This window comes from Dinoroseobacter sp. S375, from assembly GCF_049800775.1.
Classification (GTDB): Bacteria; Pseudomonadota; Alphaproteobacteria; order Rhodobacterales; family Rhodobacteraceae; genus Dinoroseobacter.
In genome coordinates this window covers 175925-198178 of record NZ_JBNAFR010000005.1, presented here as the reverse complement: position 1 = coordinate 198178, position 22254 = coordinate 175925, and the positions used below count along the sequence as shown (strand labels likewise).

Below are 22254 nucleotides of genomic sequence, written 5' to 3'. Positions count from 1 at the left end.
CTGTGCTTTAAAACGTTTTACTCACTCAGGGGCAACTGCTACCGATTGTTAAAACGTTTTAATGTCACCTTGGAGATGCCGCGATGCCCGATGGACAGCCTGACCTACCCGATCAGATCACCCTGTGTCGCAGGCGGCTGGGTCTGACCGCCCATGATCCGCGCGGATCGGCGGGGGGATACACTCTCTTTGCACGTCAGACCGGGGGCGGTGTCGTCGACCTGATCGATATCAGCGGCCAGACGGCCCATCAGTGGCACCTGCCGGTGCGCCCCGGGCGCGATGCGGTGATCCTCGCCAATGGCAATCTCGGCTATAACGGCAGCCACGCGACCTCGGCAGCGCTCTATCCGGCCTGGGACCTGTGGCACGGGGGCGATTTCTACGAGGTCACGCCCGACGGCGAAATCGTCTGGCAGCATGAAGACATCTACCACCACCACGACGCCCAATGGCTGGCCAATGGCAACTTGCTCTACACGGTGGCCGCCGAGCTTCCGGCCGAGAAGGCTGCGCGCATCACCGGCGGCGATCCGGCCAAGGATGGCGCGGACGGGATCGTGCAGTCCGACATCGTCCGCGAGGTGAACCGGGCGGGCGAGGTCGTCTGGGAATGGCGCATCTGGGACCATCTGGACCCTGCCGACCTGCCCATCCATCCCAATTTCGACCGCCGCCACTGGCCGATGATCAACGGGGTCTCCGAGACCCGGGACGGGCTGGTCCTGATGAGCCTGCGCACCACCTCGGGCGTGATCGCGGTCAACAAGACCACGGGCGAGATCGTCTGGCATGCAGGCCCGGACATCACCGCCCAGCAGCACACGCCGATCGAGATGGAGGACGGCACGGTCCTTGTTTTCGACAACGGCAACCTGCGCCCGGGCATGTCCAATCCGTTCTCCCGCGCGCTGGAATTCGACCCCAAGACCATGGAGGTCACCTGGACCTATACGGACCCGACACCGATCTCGTTCTTCTCGCCCTTCATGGGCAGCGCCGAGCGGCTCTGGAACGGCAATACCCTGATCTGCGAGAGCGCCTTCGGACGCCTCTTTGAGGTCACGCGCGACGGCGCGCTGGTCTGGGAATACGTGATCCCGGAATTCGCGGAGTATCCCAGCCCGCTCAACAGCTTCATCGCCGGGGCGACCAATTCCTGCTTCCGGGCCCATCGCTACAAGGCGGAGCAAGTGCCATGGTTGTGACCAATCCCACCGCGGAAAAGCCCCGGCCGGGGGGCTGGCGCAGTCCGCTGGCGGTGCTGGCCGAGGGGGGCGCGCCGCTGATCTCGTTCGGCTTCGTGCTGGCCATCTGGACGGCGGTCTCCCTGAGCCAGATCGTTCCCGAGACGATCTTCCCCTCCCCCTGGTCGGTCTGGTTCGCCACGGTCGAGATGTGGAGCAATGGCACCCTGCCCAATGACCTGAAAGTGTCCCTGTCGCGGGCCGCCATCGGGTTCGGCATCGGCGCGTCCCTGGGCGTGGTGTTGGGCCTGCTGACCGGGCGCGTGGCACTTGTGCGGACCCTGCTCAACCCGTTCCTCAACCTGCTGCGCCCGATCCCGGCCATCGCGCTGGTGCCGGTGGCCATCGTGTGGTTCGGCATCGGCGAGGGCTCGAAGTATTTCGTGGTCTCCTACACGGTGTTCCTGACGGTGTGGTTCAACACCCATCACGGGATGCAATACGTGCCGGACACCTATTTGCGCGCGGCCCGGTCGCTGGGCGCCTCCAAGCTGCGCGAGTTCGTCACCGTCATCATCCCCGCCGCTGCCCCGCATATCTTTGCCGGGATCCGGCTGGGCGTGGCGCTGGCCTTTCTCAGCCTGATCGCGGCGGAGCTCTCGGGGGCCTCGTCGGGCCTCGGCTTCCGGCTGCAGGAGGCGCGCCAATACATTCGCACGGACCGGATGTTCTCGCTGCTGATCATCCTCGGCATTCTCGGGGCCAGCGTGGATTACGTGGTCCACCGGATCGGCCAGAAACTCGTCCATTGGGAGCAAGGCTGATGCAGGATCAACCGAATGTGGGCCGTGTCGGCATCGAGGATGTGGTCATCCGCTTTAGCACCAAACAGGGGGACATGACGGCGCTGGACCGCACCCGGCTGGTGCTGGAGCCCGGGACCTTCACCGCGCTGATCGGCCCCTCGGGCTGCGGCAAGTCCACCCTGATGAATGCGATTGCAGGTTTCGTGACCCCGTCCGAAGGGCGGCTGACCCTCGATGGCGCGCCGATCACCGGGCCGTCCAATGATGTCGGCGTGATCTTTCAGCAATACGCCCTCTTCCCGTGGTTCACGGCGCTCGGCAATGTCCGTTTCGGGCTCAAGCAACTGGGCCTGTCCCAGGCCGAAGAGATCGACCGGGCCCGCGCGGCGCTGGACGAGGTCGGGCTCAGCGCCCATGCGGACAAGTATCCCCAACAGCTCTCGGGCGGCATGAAGCAGCGGGTGGCGATTGCCCGGACCTTCGTGGTCGGCCCCAAGGTCCTGCTGATGGACGAGCCCTTCGGCGCGCTGGATGCCCAGACCCGGATCTCGATGCACAGCCTCCTGATGGGGGTCTGGCAAAAGCATCGCGCCACGGTCCTGTTCGTCACCCATGACGTGGATGAGGCCCTGCTTCTGGCCGACGATGTCCGCGTCATGAGCCAAGCCCCCGGGCGCATGATCCGCCACTACGCCCTGACCCAGCCCCGCCCGCGCGCCTTCAGCCGCTCGGGTCAGGAGCTGCTCGATATCCGCGAAGAGATCCTCGGCCTGTTGCGGCCGAAGGAAGACCTGATTGCCACCTGATCCAACAACCCTTCACTGGAGACAGCCATGACATTTCTGAAACCCCTGGCCCTCGCGGCCCTGATTGGCCTGCCGGGCGCGGCGCTGGCCGAGCAACTCACCTTCGCCTGGAGCCCGAACCCCCAGACCCCGCAGGTCGATATCGCCATCAAGAACGGCTATTTCGAAGAGGCCGGACTCGACATCAATTTCGTGGCCTTCCGCACGGGCCGCGAAGGGTTCGAGGCGATGCTGGGCGGGCAGGTGGACATCACCTTCATGGCCGAGTTCCCGGCGGCGGTGGGCGCGCTCACCGGGCAGGAGTTCGGGGTCGTCGCGGATCTCGCGCGGTTCACCGGCTCGCGGGTGATCGTCAACACCTCCGGCGGCGCGGTGGACAGCCCCGCGGATCTGGCGGGCAAGAAGATCGGGACCACCCTCGGGACCAATGTGAACTTCTATCTCGACAAGATCCTGACCGAGGCCGGGATCGAGGCCGAGCTGGTCAGTGCTGCGCCGCCCGACCTGGTGCCCGCCGTCGCCCGGGGCGATGTGGATGCCATCGTGCCCTTCCCCAGCTTTTACAGCGCGGCGCGCACGACTCTGGGCGAGGATTACGGCGAGCTGCGCGTGCCCGGCTATCAGGTGCATTACATCCTGTCGGCCTCGCCCACGATGATCACCGAACGCTCCGAGGTGCTGGAGGCCTTCATGGGGGCGCTGGCCAAGGCGGATGCGGATGTCAAAGCCGATCCCGAGGCGGCCATTGCGGCGGTCAGCGCCTCCATGAGCGGTGCGATGTCCCCCGAGGATATCGCCGCCCAGTGGGAGGATGTGGATATCGGGCTGAGCCTCGATACCGGGCTGGCCGAGTTGCTGGTGGCCGAGGCCGACTGGATCCTCGCGCAGGGCGTGGTCCGGGGGGAGGCCGTCTCGCTCGAGGACATGCTGGACAACTTCGCCCCGGCGGCGCTGGCGGCCGCGATGCCCGATGCGGTGATGCTGCCCTGACCATGGCGGCAGGCAGGGGGGCAGACCCCTGCCTTCACGCCCCGGCTGCCGGGGCGCGCGCCCTTTCTGGCCGTTGAGCCCAGGCGACCCGGCAAGCAGGCCGGGTCGTGCGCCTACCAGCTGATGCGCACCGGGGACATGGCCCAGACCATCGTCGCGGGCGCCTCGGTGCGGTTGCGGAACCGATGCGCGATCATCGACGGATAGGAGAAACTGTCCCCCTTGCGCAGGATGATCCGCTCTTCCCCAAGCTGCAGCTCGACCTCCCCGTCCAGCACGATCGCGTGCTGTTCTCCGTCGAAGACATAGCCTTCCATCGGTTCCGGCGGCGCGCCCTTGCCCGGCGCGAAATGGGACAGGATCAGATAGCACTGTCCGGACAGGGTGCTCGACAACATGACGCTGGGGCGCATGGATTTCGGGGTCGCCAAGGGGATCAACGCGCGCGCGACGCTGCAATTCAACCGCGATGCCGACCGGCGGGACAATGCCAAGGTGATGCGGCTTTATCAGGAAAGCCTTGAGGTGATCCTCAAGGCCTGGACGCAGGAGGCCTTCACCCACAAGGGCGAATTCTACGAGTTTCCCGTGCCGGGCTGGACCAAGACGAACCGGTTCGTCGAGCCGCTCGATCCGCGTTACCACGCGGCGGATGGCAGCTACAAAGCGATGTATGTCCATCCGCGCCCGTACCAGCCGGGGCATCCGCCGGTCTGGCTGATGTCCAATGCCCCGCCGACTTTCGCGCTCGCCGGGGAGCGCGGCTGGGGCGTGATCTCGATGTCGGCAGGCCCGCGGGCGACGCGCGCCTGCTGGGAGCCCTATCGCGAGGCCCTGTCCAAGCGCGAGGGCCGGGCGGTCCGACTGGGCGAGGGCGTTGGCGTCTGCACGGCGGTTTATGTGGGCGAGAGCATGGCAGAGGCCGAGGCCACGATCCGCCCCGCCATCAATGCCTATTACGCGTTCCTCGGGGGCTCCCGCCCGGCGGGGGAATGGACCAAGGCGGGTTATCTCGACGTCGGCGAAGACATGACACCGGCGGAGGCCGACGGCGACTGGTTCGATTTTCTCAATGCCCGCGGCATCATCGTGGTCGGCGATGCCGCCTTCGTGGCCGATCGTTTCGCCGAAAAGCAGGAGACCATCGGGCTCGACCACCTCATGCTCATGCAGCAGTACACAGGCGTGCCCTATGCCAAGATCCTCGCCAGCTGGGACCGGCTGTTCGAGCATGTGGTCCCGCAATTCGGCACCCAATCCATCGCCCAGAAACGAGAGTTGGCCCATGCTTGAGATCTGGGGACGGCCCTATTCGTCCAATGTCATCCCGGTTCTGTGGACCGCTGGCGAGCTGGGGCTGGCGTATCGCCTCCAGCTGGCCGGGGGCCGTTTCGGCAAGCTGGACACGGCGGCCTATGCCGAGATCAATCCCAACCGGATGATCCCCGCAATCCGGGACGGCGATTTCGCCCTGTGGGAGAGCCTTGCGATCATCCGCTATCTCAGCGATCGCTACGGGGCGGGCACGCTTTCGCCCTCGGACCCGGAGGCCCGCGCCCGCGCGGACCAGTGGATGGAATGGTCCGCCAGCCGGGCCTTTCCGCCGGTCATCCAGCTTTTCTTTGCCAAAACCTGCGCCATGCTTGGCCTGTGAGGAGTGCTCATGACTGATTTGACCCTCTCGATCGTGGATGCGGTGGGCGATGCCTTCAACGCCAATGACATCGACGCGGTGATGCCCTTCTTTGCGCCGGATGCGGTGTTTGACCATGCCATCGGGCCCGAACCCCATGGCCTGCGCATTGAGGGCGCAGAGCAGATCCGGGCGGTCTTTGCCGGGTTGTTCGAAAAGGTCGAGGCCGTCCATTGGGAAACGCTGGACTGCCGGATCGCGGGCGACAAGGCCTATTGCGAGGACCGCCGGACTGCGCGCCACAAGGACGGGACCACCGAAGCCTATCTGAGCGTTGATATCCTGACGTTCCGCGATGGGCTGATCATCCACAAGGACACCTATTACAAGCAACGCACCGCCTAGACCGGTCGGCGCGCGCAGGACTATACCCGAGGCCTGCGCCGCCCGGCGACAGGCGCGGGCGACCGGATGATGTGCCCTGCGCCGTAGTGCGTCGGGTGCCGGACTGCCCGCCAGGTCCGGGCCGGTGGCGCGCCCTGTGCCGCTCTGGTCAGCGCGGATCTGCGGTGCTAGGTCTGCCGCGATCAAAGCCCGGAGCGCCGCCATGGCCCAGACACCCAAGAAACCCAAGCGCCCCCATGAGGTCTATACCCTGCTGGTCGAGGTGGGGCGCCGTGATGGCGACGGGCTGCCCGACCATGCCTCCGGGGCGGCGCTGATGTGCTATGCCTCGGGCGTGGATGAGGCCGAGGCGGTGCGCGAAACCGTGGCCCTGCTGAAACAGGCGGATCTCAACCCGCTGGAGGTGACGGGCTATGGTTCGCTGCCTGAGCGGCTCGCCGAGGGGCATGACATTCCCGACGAAGAGCGGGACCTGATGCAGCGGGCGCTCGATGAGAACTCGGTCGTCATCGCCCAGACCACCGCCTTTTACGAGGACGCGGGAGCCCCCCGCGCGAGGAGCTGAGATGAAGGACGATCTTGCCGGAACCGACGCCGTCGCCCTGACGGCAGAGCTGATCCGCTGCCCCTCGGTGACGCCCGAGGAAGGCGGGGCGCTGACCCTTCTGGAGGCGCGGCTGACCGCGGCGGGCTTCGCCTGTACCCGGGTGGACCGCGGCGGGATCGCGAACCTCTATGCCCGCTGGGGAGAGAAGGGGCATGCCCGCAGTTTCGGGTTCAACGGTCACACGGATGTGGTGCCCATCGGGGCGCGCGCCGATTGGCGGTTTGACCCTTTCGGGGCCGAACGGAACGGGGATTGGATGTATGGCCGCGGCGCGGTGGACATGAAATCCGGCGTGGCGTGCTTTGCCGCCGCCGCCATCGACTTCGTGACCCGGACACCCCCGGACGGTGCCGTGATCCTCGCGATCACCGGCGATGAAGAGGGGGATGCGAGGGACGGGACCGTGGCGCTGCTCGACTGGATGGAGGCCGAGGGCGAGGCGATGGATCTCTGCCTCGTGGGCGAGCCGACCTGCCCGACGGAGATGGGCGAGATGATGAAGATCGGGCGGCGTGGTTCGATGACCTTCTATTTCGAGGCCGAAGGCGTGCAGGGCCACTCTGCCTATCCGCACCGCGCGAAGAACCCCGTGCCCGCGCTGGCGCGGCTTGTGGATCGGCTCGCGGCGCTGGAGCTGGATCAGGGGACGGCGCATTTCGATCCCTCGACCCTTGCGGTGACGACCTTCGATACGGGCAATCCGGCCAATAACGTCATCCCGGCCAGTTGCCGGGCGACGGTGAATATCCGGTTCAACGACGCCCACAGCTCGGCCAGCCTGACTTCCATGATCCGTGCCGAGGCGGCGGCGGTGGCGGCGGAGACCGGGATCACGATCACCGACCGGGTGTCCGTCTCGGGCGAGAGCTTCATCACCGCGCCGGGCCGCTTGTCGGACATGGTCTCCCGCGCGGTGGAGGCCGAGACCGGGCGGGTGCCCGCGCTCTCCACCTCCGGAGGGACTTCCGACGCGCGCTTCGTGCAGCATCATTGCCCGGTGGTGGAGTTCGGCCTTGTGGGCCAATCCATGCATCAGGTCGATGAACGGGTGGCGGTGGCCCAGATCCCGCAGCTCAAGGCCATTTATGGCCGGATCCTGGCCGATTACTTCGCATGATCACCGTGCGGGAGATCGCCGGGGAGGCGGAGCTCGAGGCGTGCCGCGCCCTGCGCCGGGCCGTCTTCATCGAAGAGCAGAATGTCCCCGAGGACGAGGAATGGGACGGGCTGGATGCTGCCGCGCGCCACTGGCTGGTGCTGGACGGGGCGCGGCCCGTGGCAACCATGCGCCTGCGGATCCTGGGCGAGACTGGCAAGATCGAGCGGGTCTGTGTATTGGCGGCCCATCGCGGGGCGGGCCATGGCGCGGTCCTCATGAGGACCGCGCTGGACGCGCTGGGCGCCATGCCGGGGGTGACCGAGGCGAAGCTGGGCGCGCAGCTCCATGCCATACCGTTCTACGAGGCCCTGGGGTTCGCGGCATATGGCGGGGAATTCATGGATGGCGGGATGCCCCACCGCCATATGCGGCGGTCCATCCCGTGAGGCACCGCCCGCGCCCGACCCTTGTCCTGATGATCAAGGAGCCCCGTCCGGGCCGCGTGAAGACCCGGCTCGGACGGGATCTGGGCATGACCACTGCGGCCTGGTGGTTCCGCCATCAGGCGGGCCGTCTCATGCGCCGCCTGCGCGATCCGCGCTGGGATCTGGTGCTTGCGGTCTCGCCCGATGTCGAGGGGCTCGCGAGCCGTGTCTGGCCCGCCGACCTGCCGCGCTGGCCTCAGGGGCGGGGCGATCTGGGCGACCGGATGGGGCGCGCGCTGCACAGTTTCGGGCCGGGCCCCGTGGTGGTGATCGGCGCGGATATTCCCGGCATCACCGCGCCACGCATCGCCGAGGCCTTTGCCGCCCTCGGGCGCGCCGACGCGGTGCTCGGCCCGGCGCCGGATGGGGGGTACTGGTTGATCGGCTGGGCCGGACGGCGCGCCCTTCCGGCGCGGCTCTTTGACGGGGTGCGCTGGTCCACCGAGCACACCCGCGCCGATACGCGCGCCGGGCTGCGCGATTGCCGCGTGGCGCTTGTGGCCGAGTTGCAGGATGTGGACACGGTCGCGGATCTCGCACGGATCGAGGTGCCTGCGGGCTAGGTTGGTGCGTCCCGGACGCTCCTTCGCTCCAACTTGCACCCTATCCTGGACCCAAATGTAACGCGCGGCCGGCAGGGAGCCGCCCTCCGGCCTCCGCGCTGACCCGGACCCGGGGAACGGGATCCGGAGCGCGCAGGCCCGGCCCCGTTCTGATGGGCCATCCATCCTATCCCAAAGGATAACGCGCTATCCCCATGCTGCGTCGCGCGGCCCGGGTCCGAGCGATATTGATCCTGTGTGAACGCCGGAACCGCTGACGATCCCCTGTCGATCGTCCCAAGGGCGCCCGGCGCGTTTTTGTAGGTTACCCAGCGAGGAAGACGTTATGAACATCCTGACCCTGAGCTCCGCAGCACTCCTGCTGTCTCTCCCCATTGCCGCGCAGGCGGCGACCGTGTCCGTCACGATCGGCGATCCCGGCGCCATGGAGGTTGATCTCGACGCGATCGGCGCAACAGGCGCCAAGGTCGAGACCTTTGACACGCTCGGGACCGGGTCGTTCACCCAGTACCAGTCCGATCTGGGCACCTATAGCGCCGGTCGCGTCAAACCCGTGAACCAGTATGGCGGCGCGGATGAAACCCAGTACCTGTTTTCCCAGTCGAGCCCGGGCACCACTCTGACCCTCGATGACGAGGCGACCTATTTCGGCCTGTGGTGGTCTGCAGGCAGCGTCGGGAACAGCGTTGAGCTGCTCAGCGACGGGGTCAGCGTCTTTGTCTTCGACACCGATGATGTGCTGGAGTTTCTAGACACCAATGCGGCGAATTCCTCCGCCTACTACGGCAACCCGAATGACCGCTATCAGGGCAAGGTCACCCATGAACCCTTCGTGTTCCTGAGCATGTTCTCGGACACCCCGTTCGACACAGTGGTTCTGTCCGGTCCGAACTTCGAATCCGACAACCACACGCTGGCGACCAGCTTCACCACGCAGACCGGGACCTCGATCGCGCCAGTGCCGCTGCCGGCGTCGCTGCCACTGCTGGCGATGGCGTTCGGCGGGATGGCCTCCGTGGCCCGCCGTCGAGAAAACGGCTGACCCGGCGTGCCGAGGGGCAGGCGAAGTCCGGTCCCTCGGCGACACAAAGGGCGAAACTGAGCCGATCCCATGCGCGCCACCGTTTGCCGCCGAGAGCCGCGTTGCCACCCGTCAACACACCAAGTGATCCCGCTAGGATGCAGAGCGTTGCCCACGAGGATCTGGCAGTCTCACCGCCCTCAGCCGGCCCGCGTGGATCGACCGCTGAGCGAGCGAAGCCGACCTTTACTAAAGGTACCTCTACGTCTGTTTTTGGTTTAGCAATCGACGTCTCTTGAGATTTCTTCTACAAAGATTCTGCTACCGCGACTGGGTCAAGTAACAACGATTTCAGATTTTTCGAGCAACAAACGCCTGTAGAGATGTAGAAAATTGTCACGACGAGACGAACTCGAAGAAGCCCTGTTAAATCCCATTGAGGACCTTACTTTCGAGTATAAGACTTGGCTCGATCTCAACTCAAATCATGGAAAGGCAACGCTGGCCAAGGCCGTTATCGCTTTGGCCAACTCTGATGGGGGGTATGTGGTTATTGGATATGAGGAAGTGGGCGAAACACTTCACTCTATACCAAGGCCTGAAACGATCCGAGAAATAACCCAAGACCTTGTCAATGGAGCCGTTCAGCGGTTTGCGGCCCCCGCACTCCACATCAGAATGGAAATCATCGAAAACGCTCGTACTGGCGTATCTCACCCCGTAATTGTTGTACCGTCAACGGCCACAACTCCTGTAATGGCAGTTCGAGATTGCGAGGGTGTCTTGCGTCAAGCACGGGTCTATGTCCGTCAGGCTGGACCACGCAGCGAGGAGCCGCGAACCGTGGAAGAATGGCGAACGCTGCTGGATAGGTGTGTGCAACGCAGCCGCTCGTCTATGCTTAATGCCATAAGAGCAATCGTCGAAGGTCGAGTGGAGGAAATCGAGACCACGCCTGACTTCCGCGAGCAGCTAACAGGTTTCATGGACTCGTCCCGAGAGCGCCACGATGCGTTGCTTAACGGAGCAAGTCTCCCTGCGACCGCGCCTGCGAGAATGCCACTTGGGCGCTATGAAATTGGCATCGCTTTTGAAGGCGTGGAAACCGCACCAAGCATTCCCTCTCTGCGGCAGCGAATTGACAATGCTCATCGGGTCAAGCTGACCGGATGGCCAAAGTTCTTGGTTATGTCTCGGCAAGATATGTCCCCCTATGTGTCTGATGGCGGAATCGAAGCTTGGATTGGCCGACCAGGCGCGGATAGATATTTCGAGGACGACGCTGCCCACTCGGATTTTTGGCGAATCGAACCCAGCGGTTTGCTTTATACTGTTTCGGGCTTCGACGAAGATGGAGTTCCTGACAGAGTCGAACCTGGAACAGCTTTCGATTTGGTGCTGCCAATCTGGCGCGTTGGAGAGGCACTTCTCTTTGCTCGTCGCCTTTCGGAGGATTACGAAAAAATCGACAGTATTTCTTTAAAGGTTCGGTGGACGGGATTGGAAGGCCGGGCACTTAGAGCGATGAGCGGAAACCGCTTCCCAATGTCTCATGATCGCAGATCTCGTGCAGAAACTGCTGAGAGTATCAGTTCAGTTACTATTGGGCAGATTGATGACAACTTACCGGAGGTACTCCAGGCGATCATTGCTCCTGTATACGAAACTTTCGACTTCTATGAAGTGCCGCGACAAGTCGTTGAACAAGAATTGGAACGCATGACCCGACGGGGTTGAAATTTGCAAAGCCGCCACTCATGCAGCCTGCAGCATCCGTCTTTATAGGCTCAGAGCGGACTTTGGAGTCGCTGCAGCAATGGTTTTGTAGCGGGGCGCGTGGACGGGTTGAATGGCCCGGAGGAGACTTCAGGGGCGCTGTGTCGCTTGTCCGCTTTGGCCCTGCTCGAGCAGAAGGCGCTGCGCGGCGTGGTCGATCTGCGGCCCTCTATCGACCCGGCGGGCAACCCGTGCTAGGCGCGGCGGATGGAGCGTTTTCCCAGCAAAGATGAAGTCCTCGCCTGGATCGAGGACAACCCCGCCCGCGCGAACAAGCGCGAGATTGCGCGCGCCTTTGGCATCAAGGGCGCGGCGCGGATCGACCTCAAGCGGCTCCTGCGGGAGCTGGAGGCCGAGGGTCATCTGGAAAAACGCAAGCGCAGCTACCGCGACCCCGAGAGCCTGCCGCCGGTCTCCGTCCTCAAGGTCGGGGATGCGGATGGCGATGGCGATCTCTTTGCCCGCCCGATGGAGTGGCAGGGCGAGGGGCCCGAGCCGGTCTGCCTGATCATTCCGCGCAAGGGCGACCCGGCTTTGGCCCAGGGCGACCGGATCCTCGCGCGGCTGACCAAGGTCGAGACCGAGGATTACACCTATGAGGCGCGCCTGATCCGTCGCATCGGGACCGGGCCGCGCAAGATCCTCGGAGTGTTTCGCAAGACCGCCGAGGGCGGGCGGATCGTGCCCATCGACAAGGGGGCGGATCGCGAGTGGCGCGTGGCCCCGGGCGGGATCCTCGGCGCGAAGGATGGCGATCTGGTCGAGGCCGAGCAGGCCGGGCCCAAGGGCCGCATGGGTCTGCCGCTGGCCCGGGTGACGGATGTGCTGGGCGATCCGATGGGGGCGAAATCCGTCTCGCTCATCGCGATCCACCAGCATGGCATCCCCGATGATTTCCCCGAGGCGGCCCTCGCCGAGGCGGCGGCAGTGACCGCGCCCGAGCTTGGCGCCCGAACCGACCTCCGGGATCTGCCGCTCGTGACCATCGACCCGCCCGATGCCCGGGACCGGGATGATGCGGTCTGTGCCACACCCGACGCGGATCCGGACAATCCGGGGGGCTTCGTCCTCTGGGTGGCGATTGCCGATGTGGCCCAGGCCGTGGCCCCGGGCGGCGCACTCGACCGCGAGGCGCGCAAGCGCGGCAACTCCACCTATTTCCCGGACCGGGTGGTGCCGATGCTGCCCGATACGCTCTCGGGGGATCTGTGCTCGCTGCACGAGGATGTGGAGCGCGCCTGCATGGCCGTGCGCATGGTTATCGATGCCGAGGGCACCAAGCTGAGCCAAGAGTTCCATCGCGGGCTCATGCGCTCGCGCGCCTCGCTGGCCTATGCCGAGGTGCAGGCGGCGGTGGATGGCACGCCCAACGCGAAAACCGAGCCCCTGCTGGAACCGGTGCTGCGCCCGCTCTTTGCGGCCTACGAGGCGCTGAAATCCGCCCGGGCCCGCCGTCAGCCGCTGGAACTTGACCTGCCGGAGCGCAGTATCGCGCTGAATGCCGATGGCGAGGTGGCCTCCATAGCCTTCCGCGACCGGCTCGATGTGCACCGGTTGATCGAGGAATTCATGGTGCTGGCCAATGTGGCCGCCGCCGAAACGCTGGCCAAGAAACGCACGCCGCTGCTCTACCGGGTCCATGAGGAGCCCGCCGAGACCAAGCTCGACGCCCTGCGCGAGACGGTGCAGGCGGCGGGGCTCAGCCTCGCCAAGGGGCGGGTGCTGCGCACGGCGGATCTGAACCGGCTGCTGGCCCAGGCCGAGAGCACCGACGACGCCGAGCTGATCAACATCTCGACCCTGCGCTCCATGACCCAGGCCTATTACAGCCCCGAGAATTTCGGGCATTTCGGCCTTGCCCTCAGCGATTACGCGCATTTCACCTCGCCGATCCGGCGCTATGCGGATCTGATCGTGCACCGGGCGCTGATCACCGCCCATGGCTTTGGCACGGATGGGCTCGACGCGGTCGAGATCGAGCGGCTGGACGAGACCGCCAAGATCATCTCCGAGAGCGAGCGCCGCTCCATGGCGGCCGAGCGCGACACGATCGACCGCTACCTTGCCGCCTATCTGGCGGACCGGGTGGGCAACGAGTTCTCGGCGCGGATCTCGGGCGTGGCGCGGTTCGGGGCCTTTGCCCGGCTCGACGAGACCGGCGCGGACGGGCTCATCCCGATCCGGTCCATCGGTGCGGAGTTCTTCCATTTCGATGCAGAGGCCCAAGCGCTGGTGGGGTCCGAGACCGGGTTCCGGCTGGCCATGGGCCAGCGCGTGACCGTCCGGCTGGCCGAGGCTGTGCCGGTGACCGGCGGCATCGGGCTGGAACTTCTGGCGGTCGAGGACGAGGCCCTGCCCGGCGGGCGGCGGCGCGGCAAGTCCCGCCCGGTCCGGCGCAAGATCGCCGCCAAGAAGGCCAAATCCGCGAAACTCAAGAAGAAGCTCAAGCGCAAGCGGATGTGACCGCGCGCGATGCGCGGGATCCGACCGTCCCTCTTTGCCGAAACCCCTTTTCGGGGTACCTTAAGGGCAAAACAACAGGGATGAGCAGATCCAATGATCCGAGCAGCAGTCGCGGCCATGGCACTGGCCTTTCTACCTGTCTCCACCGGGGCGGCGCCCATGGCGCAATCGCCCTTTCCCGATGCCCGTCCGGTCAGCCTCGCGCAGACCGTGGCCCTGCCCGCAAGGTTCGAGAACTGGATCAGCGGCTTCCGGGGCCGGGCCCTGTCCCAAGGGATCACGGCGGCGACCTTTCAGAGGGCCTTTGCCCGGGTCGAATACATGCCACAGGTCATCCGGCGCGACCGCAACCAGGCGGAGTTTTCCAAGCAGCTTTGGGAGTATCTCGACACCGCCGTCTCGGAGGCGCGGGTGCGCAACGGTCGCAGCGCCTTTGCCACCCACCGGCGCACCCTGTCGGAGATCGAGGCCCGCTACGGCGTCGAGGCCGAGGTGGTCACGGCGATCTGGGGGCTGGAAAGCGCCTATGGCGCCGTGCGCGGGAGCACGCCCATGGTCAGCGCGTTGGCCACGCTGGCCTATGACGGGCGGCGCGGCGCGTTTTTCGAGGCGCAGCTGATCGCGGCGCTCAAGATCCTGCAGGCGGGTGACATTACGCCCGGGCGCATGACCGGGTCCTGGGCCGGGGCGATGGGGCATACGCAGTTCATCCCCACGAGCTATCTCGACTATGCGGTGGACTTCACCGGGGATGGACGGCGCGACATCTGGGGAGATGATCCCACGGATGCGCTGGCCTCCACGGCGGCCTATCTCAAGCGGTTCGGCTGGACCAAGGGGCAGCCCTGGGGGGTCGAGGTGCGCCTGCCGCAGGGGTTCGATTTCAGCCAGACCGGCGAAAAGATTAAGCGCAGCCCCCGCGACTGGGCTCGCATGGGCGTGCGCGACATGACCGGCGCGCAGGTGCCGAACCATGGCAAGGCCTCGATCCTGCTGCCAGCAGGCGCGCGGGGGGCGGCCTTCATGATCTTCGACAATTTCCACGTGATCGAGCGCTACAACACCGCCGATGCCTACGTCATCGCCGTGGGGCATCTGAGCGACCGGATTGCCGGGGGGGCGCCGATACAGGCGAGCTGGCCGCGCGGCGATCGGGGCTTGTCGCTGTCGGAGAAAAAGGAGATGCAGCGCCTGCTGACCCGGGCCGGGTTCGACACGGGCAAGATCGACGGGATCATCGGGCCCAATACCATCGATGCGGTGCGCCGCTATCAGGCGAGCCGGGGATTGCAGCCCGACGGCTATGCCTCGCTCGACATGCTGAAACGGCTGCGCTGAGGGGGCCTTTATGGGCAAACTGCTACTGCTACTCATCACCCATGGCGGCGCATTGGCCGTCGGCTTTGCCGCCGGGATCTACTTTTTGCCGATCCTGACCGCGCCGCCCTCGCCGGATGCCGCCGTGCTGGAGGCGAGCGCCGAGGACGCGATGTTCTCGGCCGTGCTGACCCGGGAGCTGCGGGGGAGCGACCGGCTCCACTGGGGCGAGGGCGAGATCAGCCTGACCCCAACCCAGATCGTGCATCAGGGCGCGCTGGCCCCGGGACCGGATTACAAGCTCTACCTCGTCTCCGAGTTCGTAGAGCATGAGGACGAGTTCGAGCCGCTCAAGGCCAGTGCGCTGCAGGTGGGGGATGTCAAAAGCTTTGACGGGTTCATCCTGGACGTGCCCGCGGGCGTGGATCTGACGGCCTATACGACCGTGGTGATCTGGTGCGAGGCGTTTTCGGAGTTCATCACCGCAGCTCAGTACCGCTAGACGGGCGCGCGGGCTCTTGGGGCGGTGATCCAGCGGCGCGCGCGGCACCGGCGGCTGGTCTGCGCGACCGGTTTTCTGGTAGAGAGGGACCGCCCCCGGATGATTGGATCGCTCATGCCCCTTACCACTGCCCTCGCGGCGCTGCTGCTTTGCGCGGCACTTTCCAGTACGGCGCTGGCCGCCTCTTGCCCGGCCAATGCGCCCGAGGGCTACAAATGGCTGCCCGGCTATGTCGATGAGTATCGCAAGACCGGCGCGGTCAGCAGCTGGTTCACCGACAGCCTGAACGCCCATCCCGAAGATTTCGCCTTGCTGGCGCTACAGGCCTTCTTCGACGCCAAGGGCGACATGGCCGAGGCCCGCGCGCTCTATGAACGCCGGGGCGGATCCGGGGACCGGTTCGACATCGCCATGGCCTGCGCCCAGCAGCGCTGAAGGCTTCGCCCGCCCCCTGCGCGGCGGAGCCGCCCCCGGGGCGCTCGGGCACAAGCCCCCGCGCCCCAGCGCCGCGGCGCAGAGAAAGCGCTGGATTTCGGCGGCTGTTCCCGTTAGTCCGCGCGCAACTCCCTCTTCCAAAGGCACCTCCCATGGACCTTCGCAACATTGCGATCATCGCACACGTGGACCACGGCAAGACGACGCTGGTGGATGAACTCCTCAAGCAGTCGGGCACCTTCCGCGACAATCAGGCGACGACCGAGCGCGCCATGGACAGCAACGATCTCGAGCGGGAGCGCGGGATCACCATCCTCGCCAAGGCCACTTCGGTCGAGTGGAAGGGCACGCGGATCAACATCGTCGACACGCCGGGCCACGCGGATTTCGGCGGCGAGGTGGAGCGGATCCTGTCCATGGTCGACGGGGTTGTCCTGCTGGTGGATGCAGCCGAGGGGCCGATGCCTCAGACCAAGTTCGTGACCTCCAAGGCGCTGGCGCTGGGCCTGCGCCCGATCGTGGTGCTGAACAAGGTCGACAAGCCCGACGCCGAGCCGGACCGGGCGCTGGACGAGTGTTTCGACCTCTTCGCCAATCTCGACGCAACCGATGATCAGCTCGATTTCCCGCATCTTTATGCCTCCGGACGCTCCGGCTGGGCCGATTCCGAGCTTGACGGGCCGCGCAAGGACCTTGCGGCGCTGTTCGACCTGGTGGTGCACCATGTGCCCAAGCCCAAGCAGATCGCCCGGCAGGATGAGGATTTCCGGATGCTCGCCACGACCCTCGGATCCGACCCCTTCGTGGGCCGCATCCTGACGGGCCGCGTGGAATCCGGCACGCTCAAGGTCGGCGCGACCGTGCAGGCCCTCAGCCGCATCGGCCAGAAGATCGAGCAATTCCGCGTCACCAAGATCCGCGCCTTCCGCGGTCTCGGCCAGCAGGACATCGACGAGGCCCAGGCCGGCGACATCGTCTCCATCGCGGGCATGTCCAAGGCGACCGTGGCCGACACGATCTGTGCCTTGGCCGTGGACGAGCCCCTCGACGCGCAGCCCATCGATCCGCCCACGATCACCGTCACCTTCGGGATCAATGACAGCCCGCTCGCAGGGCGCGACGGCAAGAAGGTGCAGTCCCGCGTCATCCGGGACCGGCTGATGAAAGAGGCCGAATCGAACGTCGCGATCAAGATCTCCGACACGCCCGGCGGCGAGGCCTTCGAGGTCGCAGGCCGCGGCGAATTGCAGATGGGCGTTCTAATCGAGAACATGCGCCGCGAAGGGTTCGAGCTCAGCATCTCGCGTCCGCAAGTGCTCTTCCGCGAGATCGACGGCGTGAAAATGGAGCCGATCGAGGAAGCCACCATCGATGTGGATGACGAGTATTCCGGCGCCGTGATCGAAAAGATCACCGGATCCCGCAAGGGCGAACTGGTCGAGATGAAACCGGCAGGCGCAGGCAAGACCCGCATCGTGGCTCATGTGCCGTCGCGCGGCCTGATCGGCTATCACGGCGAGTTCCTCACCGATACGCGCGGCACCGGCGTGCTGAACCGCGTGTTCCATGAATGGGCCCCGTTCAAGGGCCCGATCCCGGGCCGTCGCGCGGGCGTGCTGATCTCGATGGAGAACGGCACCTCGGTCGCCTATGCCCTGTGGAACCTCGAGGATCGGGGCAAGATGTTCATCGGCGCGCAGGAAGCGGTCTATACCGGCATGGTCATTGGCGAGCACAGCCGCGAGAACGACCTTGAGGTGAACCCGCTCAAGGGCAAGAAGCTCACCAATGTGCGGGCCTCGGGAACAGACGAGGCCGTGCGCCTGACGACCCCGATCACCCTGAGCCTCGAAGAGGCGATTGCCTATATCGATGATGACGAGCTGGTGGAGGTGACGCCGAACGCGATCCGCCTGCGCAAGCGCTATCTCGACCCCCATGAGCGCAAGCGGCAGGCGCGCGCGGGCTGACCCCGGGCCTGCACCCGGTCTGACCCAATGAGACAGGCGCGCGGAGTGATCCGCGCGCCTTTTTGCGTTTCAGCCGGACGAGGCCGCCGTGCCGTGGGTCACGCAATGCGGCGGCGACGCGCCAGCAAGAGGCCCAGCCCCCTGTCAGCATCAGGGGCAGAGCCCCATGTAGCAGACCTGTGGCGCGGACCCGTCAGGGCATCGGGGGGGCGCGTTCAGGCGGTGAATCTTGACGGAGTGTGAAGGCGCCGTGCGCTAATCATCTGAAAACGCAACGAAAATCTTCTCCGCGGGGAAGGTTTGCCGGGGCGGAGAAGGTCAGGTGCAGCCGCCGCCGCGCAGCGGCGGCCGGGCCCAACGCCGGACAAGCCCCCGAATGGGGGCGCGGGTCGGGGGCGGGAGCGCCCCGAGCCCCCCGGCTTGGCAAAACTACGGTCGCCTCACCTGTCAGGCGGCTTTCCCAGACTGCGGGCTGGCGGCACGATCCGCGCCTCCAGACGGCTGTCATGGCTCCGCTTGCTCCATGGGGGGCGCATGCGAAGGCTGCGCCAAAGCTGCCGCCCAGGGCCCTAGATCATCTTGATAGAGGCTTTGTCCACGCTCAGCAGATAGCCCTTGCGCGAGATGTTCCGGATCAACAGCTCGCTCACCATCTGGTTGCCCAGGGCATCCCGCAGCCGCTTGATCCGCGTCGCCCCGGCGGACTCGTCGCAATCGGCTGAATCGCGGCCTTGGATCATCCCTTCGATGGCAGCGCCCGACAGGATATCTCCGTCCATCCGCGCCTCGGCCAGCACCGACAGGGTCTCCATCGCGGCCTCGGTCAGCTTGAACTCCATGTCGTTCAGCACCACGATTTGCTCTTCCCGGCTGATCAGCAGCGACGAGACCTGGATCCCCTTCTTGTCGATCTCCGACACCCGCCGGTTCACCGTGACCAGCGCCACCAGACACAGCAATGCCGCCACCAGAAGTGCCGTGGAAAACACCAGCAGCACGAAGATCACCACCCGGTACGAGGCCAGCACATCGGAAAACGCCGTGCCGCTCTGGGCGATGATCTCCAGCAGCTTGATCTGGTCCCCGGTGGTCAGGGCGTCATTCTCGACAAAGATCCGCTCGACCCGCGCGTTGAAGGCATTGGCATCGGGCAGGCTGCGGAACAGCACCACCGCCGCGATCAGCAGGATGGTCACGATCGCACCGATCCCGGCGAGCACCACACGGTTGCCCGTGCGCAGGGTCCTAGAAGCGGAGGTAGTAGGGTCCGGCATTCTTCTTCCGTTCAGCAAGACCCTCATCCGAGAAGGTCGACAGGATGTTCAACAGCGACCAGCCCCCGGCGGCGATCCGCGCCTCGGCCTCGCGTTTGGCGGTGGCGGGGCGGGCACAGGCGTCGTCGCTCAGGGCGATCACCCCGTAATGCAGACGCAGGGGGTCGTCCTGCTTGGCCTTGTAATCCGCATAGCACGCGGCCTGAAGCGGCCCGGCGCTCAGGGCAAGCCAACAGCAGATCAAAAGAAGACGAGACGCAGGTTTCATATTGTCGAGAGTGACCAGAGCGCCGGGGATATTCAATAGCGTAGGCCGCGCACGCGATAGCAGGGCCCTGATATTGAGCGTGTCTTTGGTCCGCATCCACGCTGGGGGCATCCACGGACCAGAGGAGTTTCCGATGTTCAAAACCCTGACCGCCGCCATCCTGAGCGGCATGATCGCCCTGACCAGCCTGACCGCGACGGCCTCTCCGGCCCGCGCCATGGATTCAGACACCTTAGGCAAGCTGCTCTTCGGGGCGGCGGCCCTCGGCGTGGTGGCCAAGATCTATAATGACCGCCAGGACGACAAGGATCGCAAGAAAGCCGCCCGCAAAAGCGCCAAATCCCCCAGCCAGACCTATTGGCACCACCATGGCAGTCATGGTCACCACAGCCATAGCGGCTCCGGGGCCCACAGCCACAGCAAGACGCCCAATGTCTCGCTCCCCAGGCTGCGGGTTCAGTGCAAGCGGCGGCTGAACACCGAGCGGGGCTGGGTCAATTTCTATAGCCAGGCCTGCCTGGACCGCCGCAATGTCGCGGTGGAGGTGCCGCAGAGCTGCCTGCGGCAGCGCTGGGTGGATGGTCGCTGGCGCCAGTATTTCAGCCGCCCCTGCCTGCGCAAGCATGGCCAGGTCGACAACGCCTGAGACAGGCCCCAGACCTGCCCGGCGCGCGCTTTGCCCTTGAGGCCCCGGCGCGCCCGGGCCAGTCTCCGCCCATGAGCCGCCCCCATTTTCAGTTCGAGACCGATCTCGCCGCCCGAGGCTACACCCGGATCGCCGGGGTGGATGAGGTCGGGCGCGGCCCGCTTGCCGGTCCGGTCATGGCCGCCGCGGTGGTGCTGGACCCTGACAACATCCCCGAAGGGCTCAACGATTCCAAGCAGGTGACCGCCAAGCGACGTGAAGCCCTCGCCGAGCAGCTGCGCGCGGTGGCTCAGGTCGGGTTGGGCGTGGCGGAGGTGGACGAGATCGACCGGATCAACATCCGCCGCGCCGCCCATCTCGCGATGCTCCGGGCGCTGGCGGACCTGCCCGCGCCGCCGGATATGGCTCTGATCGACGGGCGCGACCGTCCCGACGATCTGCCCTGCGCGGCCCATGCGATCATCAAGGGTGACACCAAATCGCTCTCGATCGCCGCGGCCTCGATTGTTGCCAAAGTGGCACGGGATGCGGAGATGACCCGGCTCGCGGGCCTCTATCCCGGCTATGGCTGGGAAACCAACGCTGGATACCCGACAAAAATGCATCGCACAGCGCTTCTAGATCTTGGGGTCAGCCCACATCATAGACGCAGTTTCCGCCCCGTCCACAATATCTTGTATCAAGAAAAATAACTAACCTCTTGATTCAAAAAAGAATTTGACCGCGAATCACGTTTGACTCATCTTTGACGCAACAACAGCGCAAAGCGCGGACGAGGCAGATATGACAATCAAGACGAAAATACCGGAGGCGGCGACGCTTCCCCGGAATGAAATTCTCGCGGGTGATTGCATCGAGGTGATGAACGCCCTGCCGGAGGCATCGGTGGACCTGATCTTTGCCGATCCTCCTTATAACCTGCAGTTGCGGGGCGATCTTCACCGACCGGACAACTCCAAGGTCGATGCGGTGGATGATGCCTGGGACCAGTTCGCGAGCTTTGCCACCTATGACAAGTTCAGCGCCGAGTGGCTCGCGGCGGCGCGCCGCCTGCTCAAGCCCAACGGGGCGATCTGGGTGATCGGCTCCTATCACAACATCTTTCGGGTGGGCGCGGCGCTTCAGAACACCGGCTACTGGATCCTGAACGATGTGGTCTGGCGCAAGTCGAACCCGATGCCGAATTTCCGCGGCAAGCGGCTGACCAATGCCCATGAGACCCTGATCTGGGCCAGCAAATCCGAGGGCGCGAAATACACCTTCAATTACGAGGCGCTCAAGCAGCTCAACGAGGGCATCCAGATGCGCTCGGACTGGGTGCTGCCGATCTGCACCGGCCATGAGCGTCTGAAGGACGAGGCGGGCGACAAGGCCCATCCGACCCAGAAGCCCGAGAGCCTGCTGCACCGGGTGATCGTGGCCACGACCAATCCGGGCGATGTGGTGCTCGACCCGTTCTTCGGGACCGGGACGACCGGTGCCGTGGCCAAGAAACTCGGCCGGGATTTCGTCGGGATCGAGCGCGAGGAGGCCTATCGCAAGGTGGCCGAGAAGCGTCTGAAGGATGTCCGCCGCTACGATCGCGAAAGCCTCGCCGTCAGCCAATCCAAGCGCGCCGAGCCGCGCGTGCCCTTCGGCCAGCTGGTCGAGCGCGGCATGCTCCGCCCGGGCGAGGTGCTGACCTCTCCGGGGGGCAAATCCGCCAAGGTGCGGGCCGACGGAACGCTGGTCGCGGATCAGGTCACCGGGTCAATCCATCAGGTCGGCGCGGCATTGGAACATGCGCCCTCCTGCAATGGCTGGACCTATTGGCACTTCCGGCGTGAGGGCAAGGATGTGCCCATCGACTTGCTCCGCCAGCAAATCCGCAAGGAAATGCGCGCCAACTAAGAGATCACGAACACCAAGTTACCGCCCGTGCCTGCGGCCTGCAGCCCGGCACGCACCTCGACCCTGCCTGACCCTCAGGCAGGGTCTTTTTTCGTCTGATATCCCGCTGTC

General features: G+C 65.5%; 24 protein-coding genes. 21 read left to right on the top strand and 3 right to left on the bottom strand.

Annotated features, from left to right (window positions below; genetic code table 11):
* Positions 1-83 precede the first annotated feature (83 nt).
* The 4 genes from ACP150_RS13440 to ACP150_RS13425 are packed head-to-tail and all read left to right on the top strand — an operon-like array spanning position 84 to position 3789.
* Positions 84-1208, top strand: a complete 1125-nt coding sequence (locus tag ACP150_RS13440; protein ID WP_424967167.1) for an aryl-sulfate sulfotransferase — start codon at positions 84-86, stop codon at positions 1206-1208.
* Positions 1199-2011 (top strand): ABC transporter permease, encoded by an 813-nt coding sequence (locus tag ACP150_RS13435; RefSeq protein ID WP_424967166.1) that lies wholly within the window; start codon positions 1199-1201, stop codon positions 2009-2011. The genes ACP150_RS13440 and ACP150_RS13435 overlap by 10 nt, the downstream gene beginning before the upstream one ends.
* The gene (locus tag ACP150_RS13430; protein WP_424967165.1) at positions 2011-2799 is read left to right on the top strand and encodes an ABC transporter ATP-binding protein; all 789 of its coding nucleotides are present in this window, start codon (positions 2011-2013) and stop codon (positions 2797-2799) included. The genes ACP150_RS13435 and ACP150_RS13430 overlap by 1 nt, the downstream gene beginning before the upstream one ends.
* Before the next feature lie 27 nt (positions 2800-2826).
* Positions 2827-3789 carry an ABC transporter substrate-binding protein gene (locus ACP150_RS13425; RefSeq protein WP_424967164.1) on the top strand — a complete coding sequence of 321 codons (963 nt, stop codon included), beginning with the start codon at positions 2827-2829 and terminating at the stop codon, positions 3787-3789.
* A gap of 113 nt (positions 3790-3902) precedes the next feature.
* On the opposite strand, the gene ACP150_RS13420 is transcribed toward ACP150_RS13425, so the two are convergent.
* Entirely contained in the window at positions 3903-4187 is a 285-nt protein-coding gene (locus tag ACP150_RS13420) for a cupin domain-containing protein (protein WP_424967163.1), read from the bottom strand.
* On the opposite strand from ACP150_RS13420, the gene ACP150_RS13415 reads away from it, so the two are divergent.
* The 14 genes from ACP150_RS13415 to typA all read left to right on the top strand — a co-directional run bounded on the left by ACP150_RS13415 (position 4186) and on the right by typA (position 18065).
* Positions 4186-5082 (top strand): LLM class flavin-dependent oxidoreductase, encoded by an 897-nt coding sequence (locus ACP150_RS13415; protein ID WP_424967162.1) that lies wholly within the window; start codon positions 4186-4188, stop codon positions 5080-5082. The genes ACP150_RS13420 and ACP150_RS13415 overlap by 2 nt on opposite strands.
* Complete coding sequence (locus ACP150_RS13410; protein ID WP_424967161.1) at positions 5075-5443, top strand: glutathione S-transferase N-terminal domain-containing protein; 369 nt, start codon at positions 5075-5077, stop codon at positions 5441-5443. The genes ACP150_RS13415 and ACP150_RS13410 overlap by 8 nt, the downstream gene beginning before the upstream one ends.
* A 9-nt stretch (positions 5444-5452) precedes the next feature.
* A complete protein-coding gene (locus ACP150_RS13405; RefSeq protein WP_424967160.1) occupies positions 5453-5827 on the top strand; it encodes a nuclear transport factor 2 family protein in 375 nt (124 codons plus the stop codon).
* 202 nt (positions 5828-6029) lie between these two features.
* The gene (locus ACP150_RS13400) at positions 6030-6392 is read left to right on the top strand and encodes a hypothetical protein (RefSeq protein ID WP_424967159.1); all 363 of its coding nucleotides are present in this window, start codon (positions 6030-6032) and stop codon (positions 6390-6392) included.
* 1 nt (position 6393) lies between these two features.
* Complete coding sequence (gene dapE, locus ACP150_RS13395; protein ID WP_424967158.1) at positions 6394-7551, top strand: succinyl-diaminopimelate desuccinylase; 1158 nt, start codon at positions 6394-6396, stop codon at positions 7549-7551.
* Positions 7548-7979 (top strand): GNAT family N-acetyltransferase, encoded by a 432-nt coding sequence (locus tag ACP150_RS13390; protein ID WP_424967157.1) that lies wholly within the window; start codon positions 7548-7550, stop codon positions 7977-7979. Before dapE ends, ACP150_RS13390 begins: the two co-directional genes overlap by 4 nt.
* Positions 7980-8008: 29 nt before the next feature.
* Positions 8009-8581: a TIGR04282 family arsenosugar biosynthesis glycosyltransferase gene (locus ACP150_RS13385; protein WP_424967156.1), complete on the top strand. Its 573-nt coding sequence runs from the start codon at positions 8009-8011 to the stop codon at positions 8579-8581.
* Positions 8582-8906: 325 nt separating this feature from the next.
* Entirely contained in the window at positions 8907-9623 is a 717-nt protein-coding gene (locus ACP150_RS13380; protein WP_424967155.1) for a VPLPA-CTERM sorting domain-containing protein, read from the top strand.
* 372 nt (positions 9624-9995) lie between these two features.
* Complete coding sequence (locus ACP150_RS13375) at positions 9996-11339, top strand: ATP-binding protein (RefSeq protein WP_424967154.1); 1344 nt, start codon at positions 9996-9998, stop codon at positions 11337-11339.
* A gap of 246 nt (positions 11340-11585) precedes the next feature.
* The gene (gene rnr, locus ACP150_RS13370; RefSeq protein WP_424967153.1) at positions 11586-13841 is read left to right on the top strand and encodes a ribonuclease R; all 2256 of its coding nucleotides are present in this window, start codon (positions 11586-11588) and stop codon (positions 13839-13841) included.
* Between the two features lie 117 nt (positions 13842-13958).
* Entirely contained in the window at positions 13959-15179 is a 1221-nt protein-coding gene (locus tag ACP150_RS13365) for a lytic murein transglycosylase (protein ID WP_424967227.1), read from the top strand.
* Positions 15180-15189: 10 nt separating this feature from the next.
* Complete coding sequence (locus ACP150_RS13360; protein WP_424967152.1) at positions 15190-15660, top strand: DM13 domain-containing protein; 471 nt, start codon at positions 15190-15192, stop codon at positions 15658-15660.
* Between the two features lie 114 nt (positions 15661-15774).
* Positions 15775-16095, top strand: coding sequence for a hypothetical protein (locus ACP150_RS13355; RefSeq protein ID WP_424967151.1), 321 nt, complete (start codon positions 15775-15777; stop codon positions 16093-16095).
* A 152-nt stretch (positions 16096-16247) separates the two neighbouring features.
* Entirely contained in the window at positions 16248-18065 is a 1818-nt protein-coding gene (typA, locus tag ACP150_RS13350) for a translational GTPase TypA (protein ID WP_424967150.1), read from the top strand.
* Between the two features lie 569 nt (positions 18066-18634).
* Here the strand turns inward: typA and ACP150_RS13345 are convergent.
* Together ACP150_RS13345 and ACP150_RS13340 are read right to left on the bottom strand one after the other, a co-directional pair.
* Positions 18635-19339 carry a winged helix-turn-helix domain-containing protein gene (locus tag ACP150_RS13345; protein ID WP_424967149.1) on the bottom strand — a complete coding sequence of 235 codons (705 nt, stop codon included), beginning with the start codon at positions 19337-19339 and terminating at the stop codon, positions 18635-18637.
* Complete coding sequence (locus ACP150_RS13340; protein WP_424967148.1) at positions 19311-19607, bottom strand: hypothetical protein; 297 nt, start codon at positions 19605-19607, stop codon at positions 19311-19313. The genes ACP150_RS13345 and ACP150_RS13340 overlap by 29 nt, the downstream gene beginning before the upstream one ends.
* A 133-nt stretch (positions 19608-19740) precedes the next feature.
* On the opposite strand from ACP150_RS13340, the gene ACP150_RS13335 reads away from it, so the two are divergent.
* The 3 genes from ACP150_RS13335 to ACP150_RS13325 all read left to right on the top strand — a co-directional run bounded on the left by ACP150_RS13335 (position 19741) and on the right by ACP150_RS13325 (position 22143).
* Positions 19741-20253: a hypothetical protein gene (locus ACP150_RS13335; RefSeq protein WP_424967147.1), complete on the top strand. Its 513-nt coding sequence runs from the start codon at positions 19741-19743 to the stop codon at positions 20251-20253.
* Between the two features lie 71 nt (positions 20254-20324).
* Entirely contained in the window at positions 20325-20945 is a 621-nt protein-coding gene (locus tag ACP150_RS13330) for a ribonuclease HII (RefSeq protein WP_424967146.1), read from the top strand.
* A gap of 91 nt (positions 20946-21036) precedes the next feature.
* Complete coding sequence (locus tag ACP150_RS13325; protein WP_424967145.1) at positions 21037-22143, top strand: site-specific DNA-methyltransferase; 1107 nt, start codon at positions 21037-21039, stop codon at positions 22141-22143.
* Positions 22144-22254 lie beyond the last annotated feature (111 nt).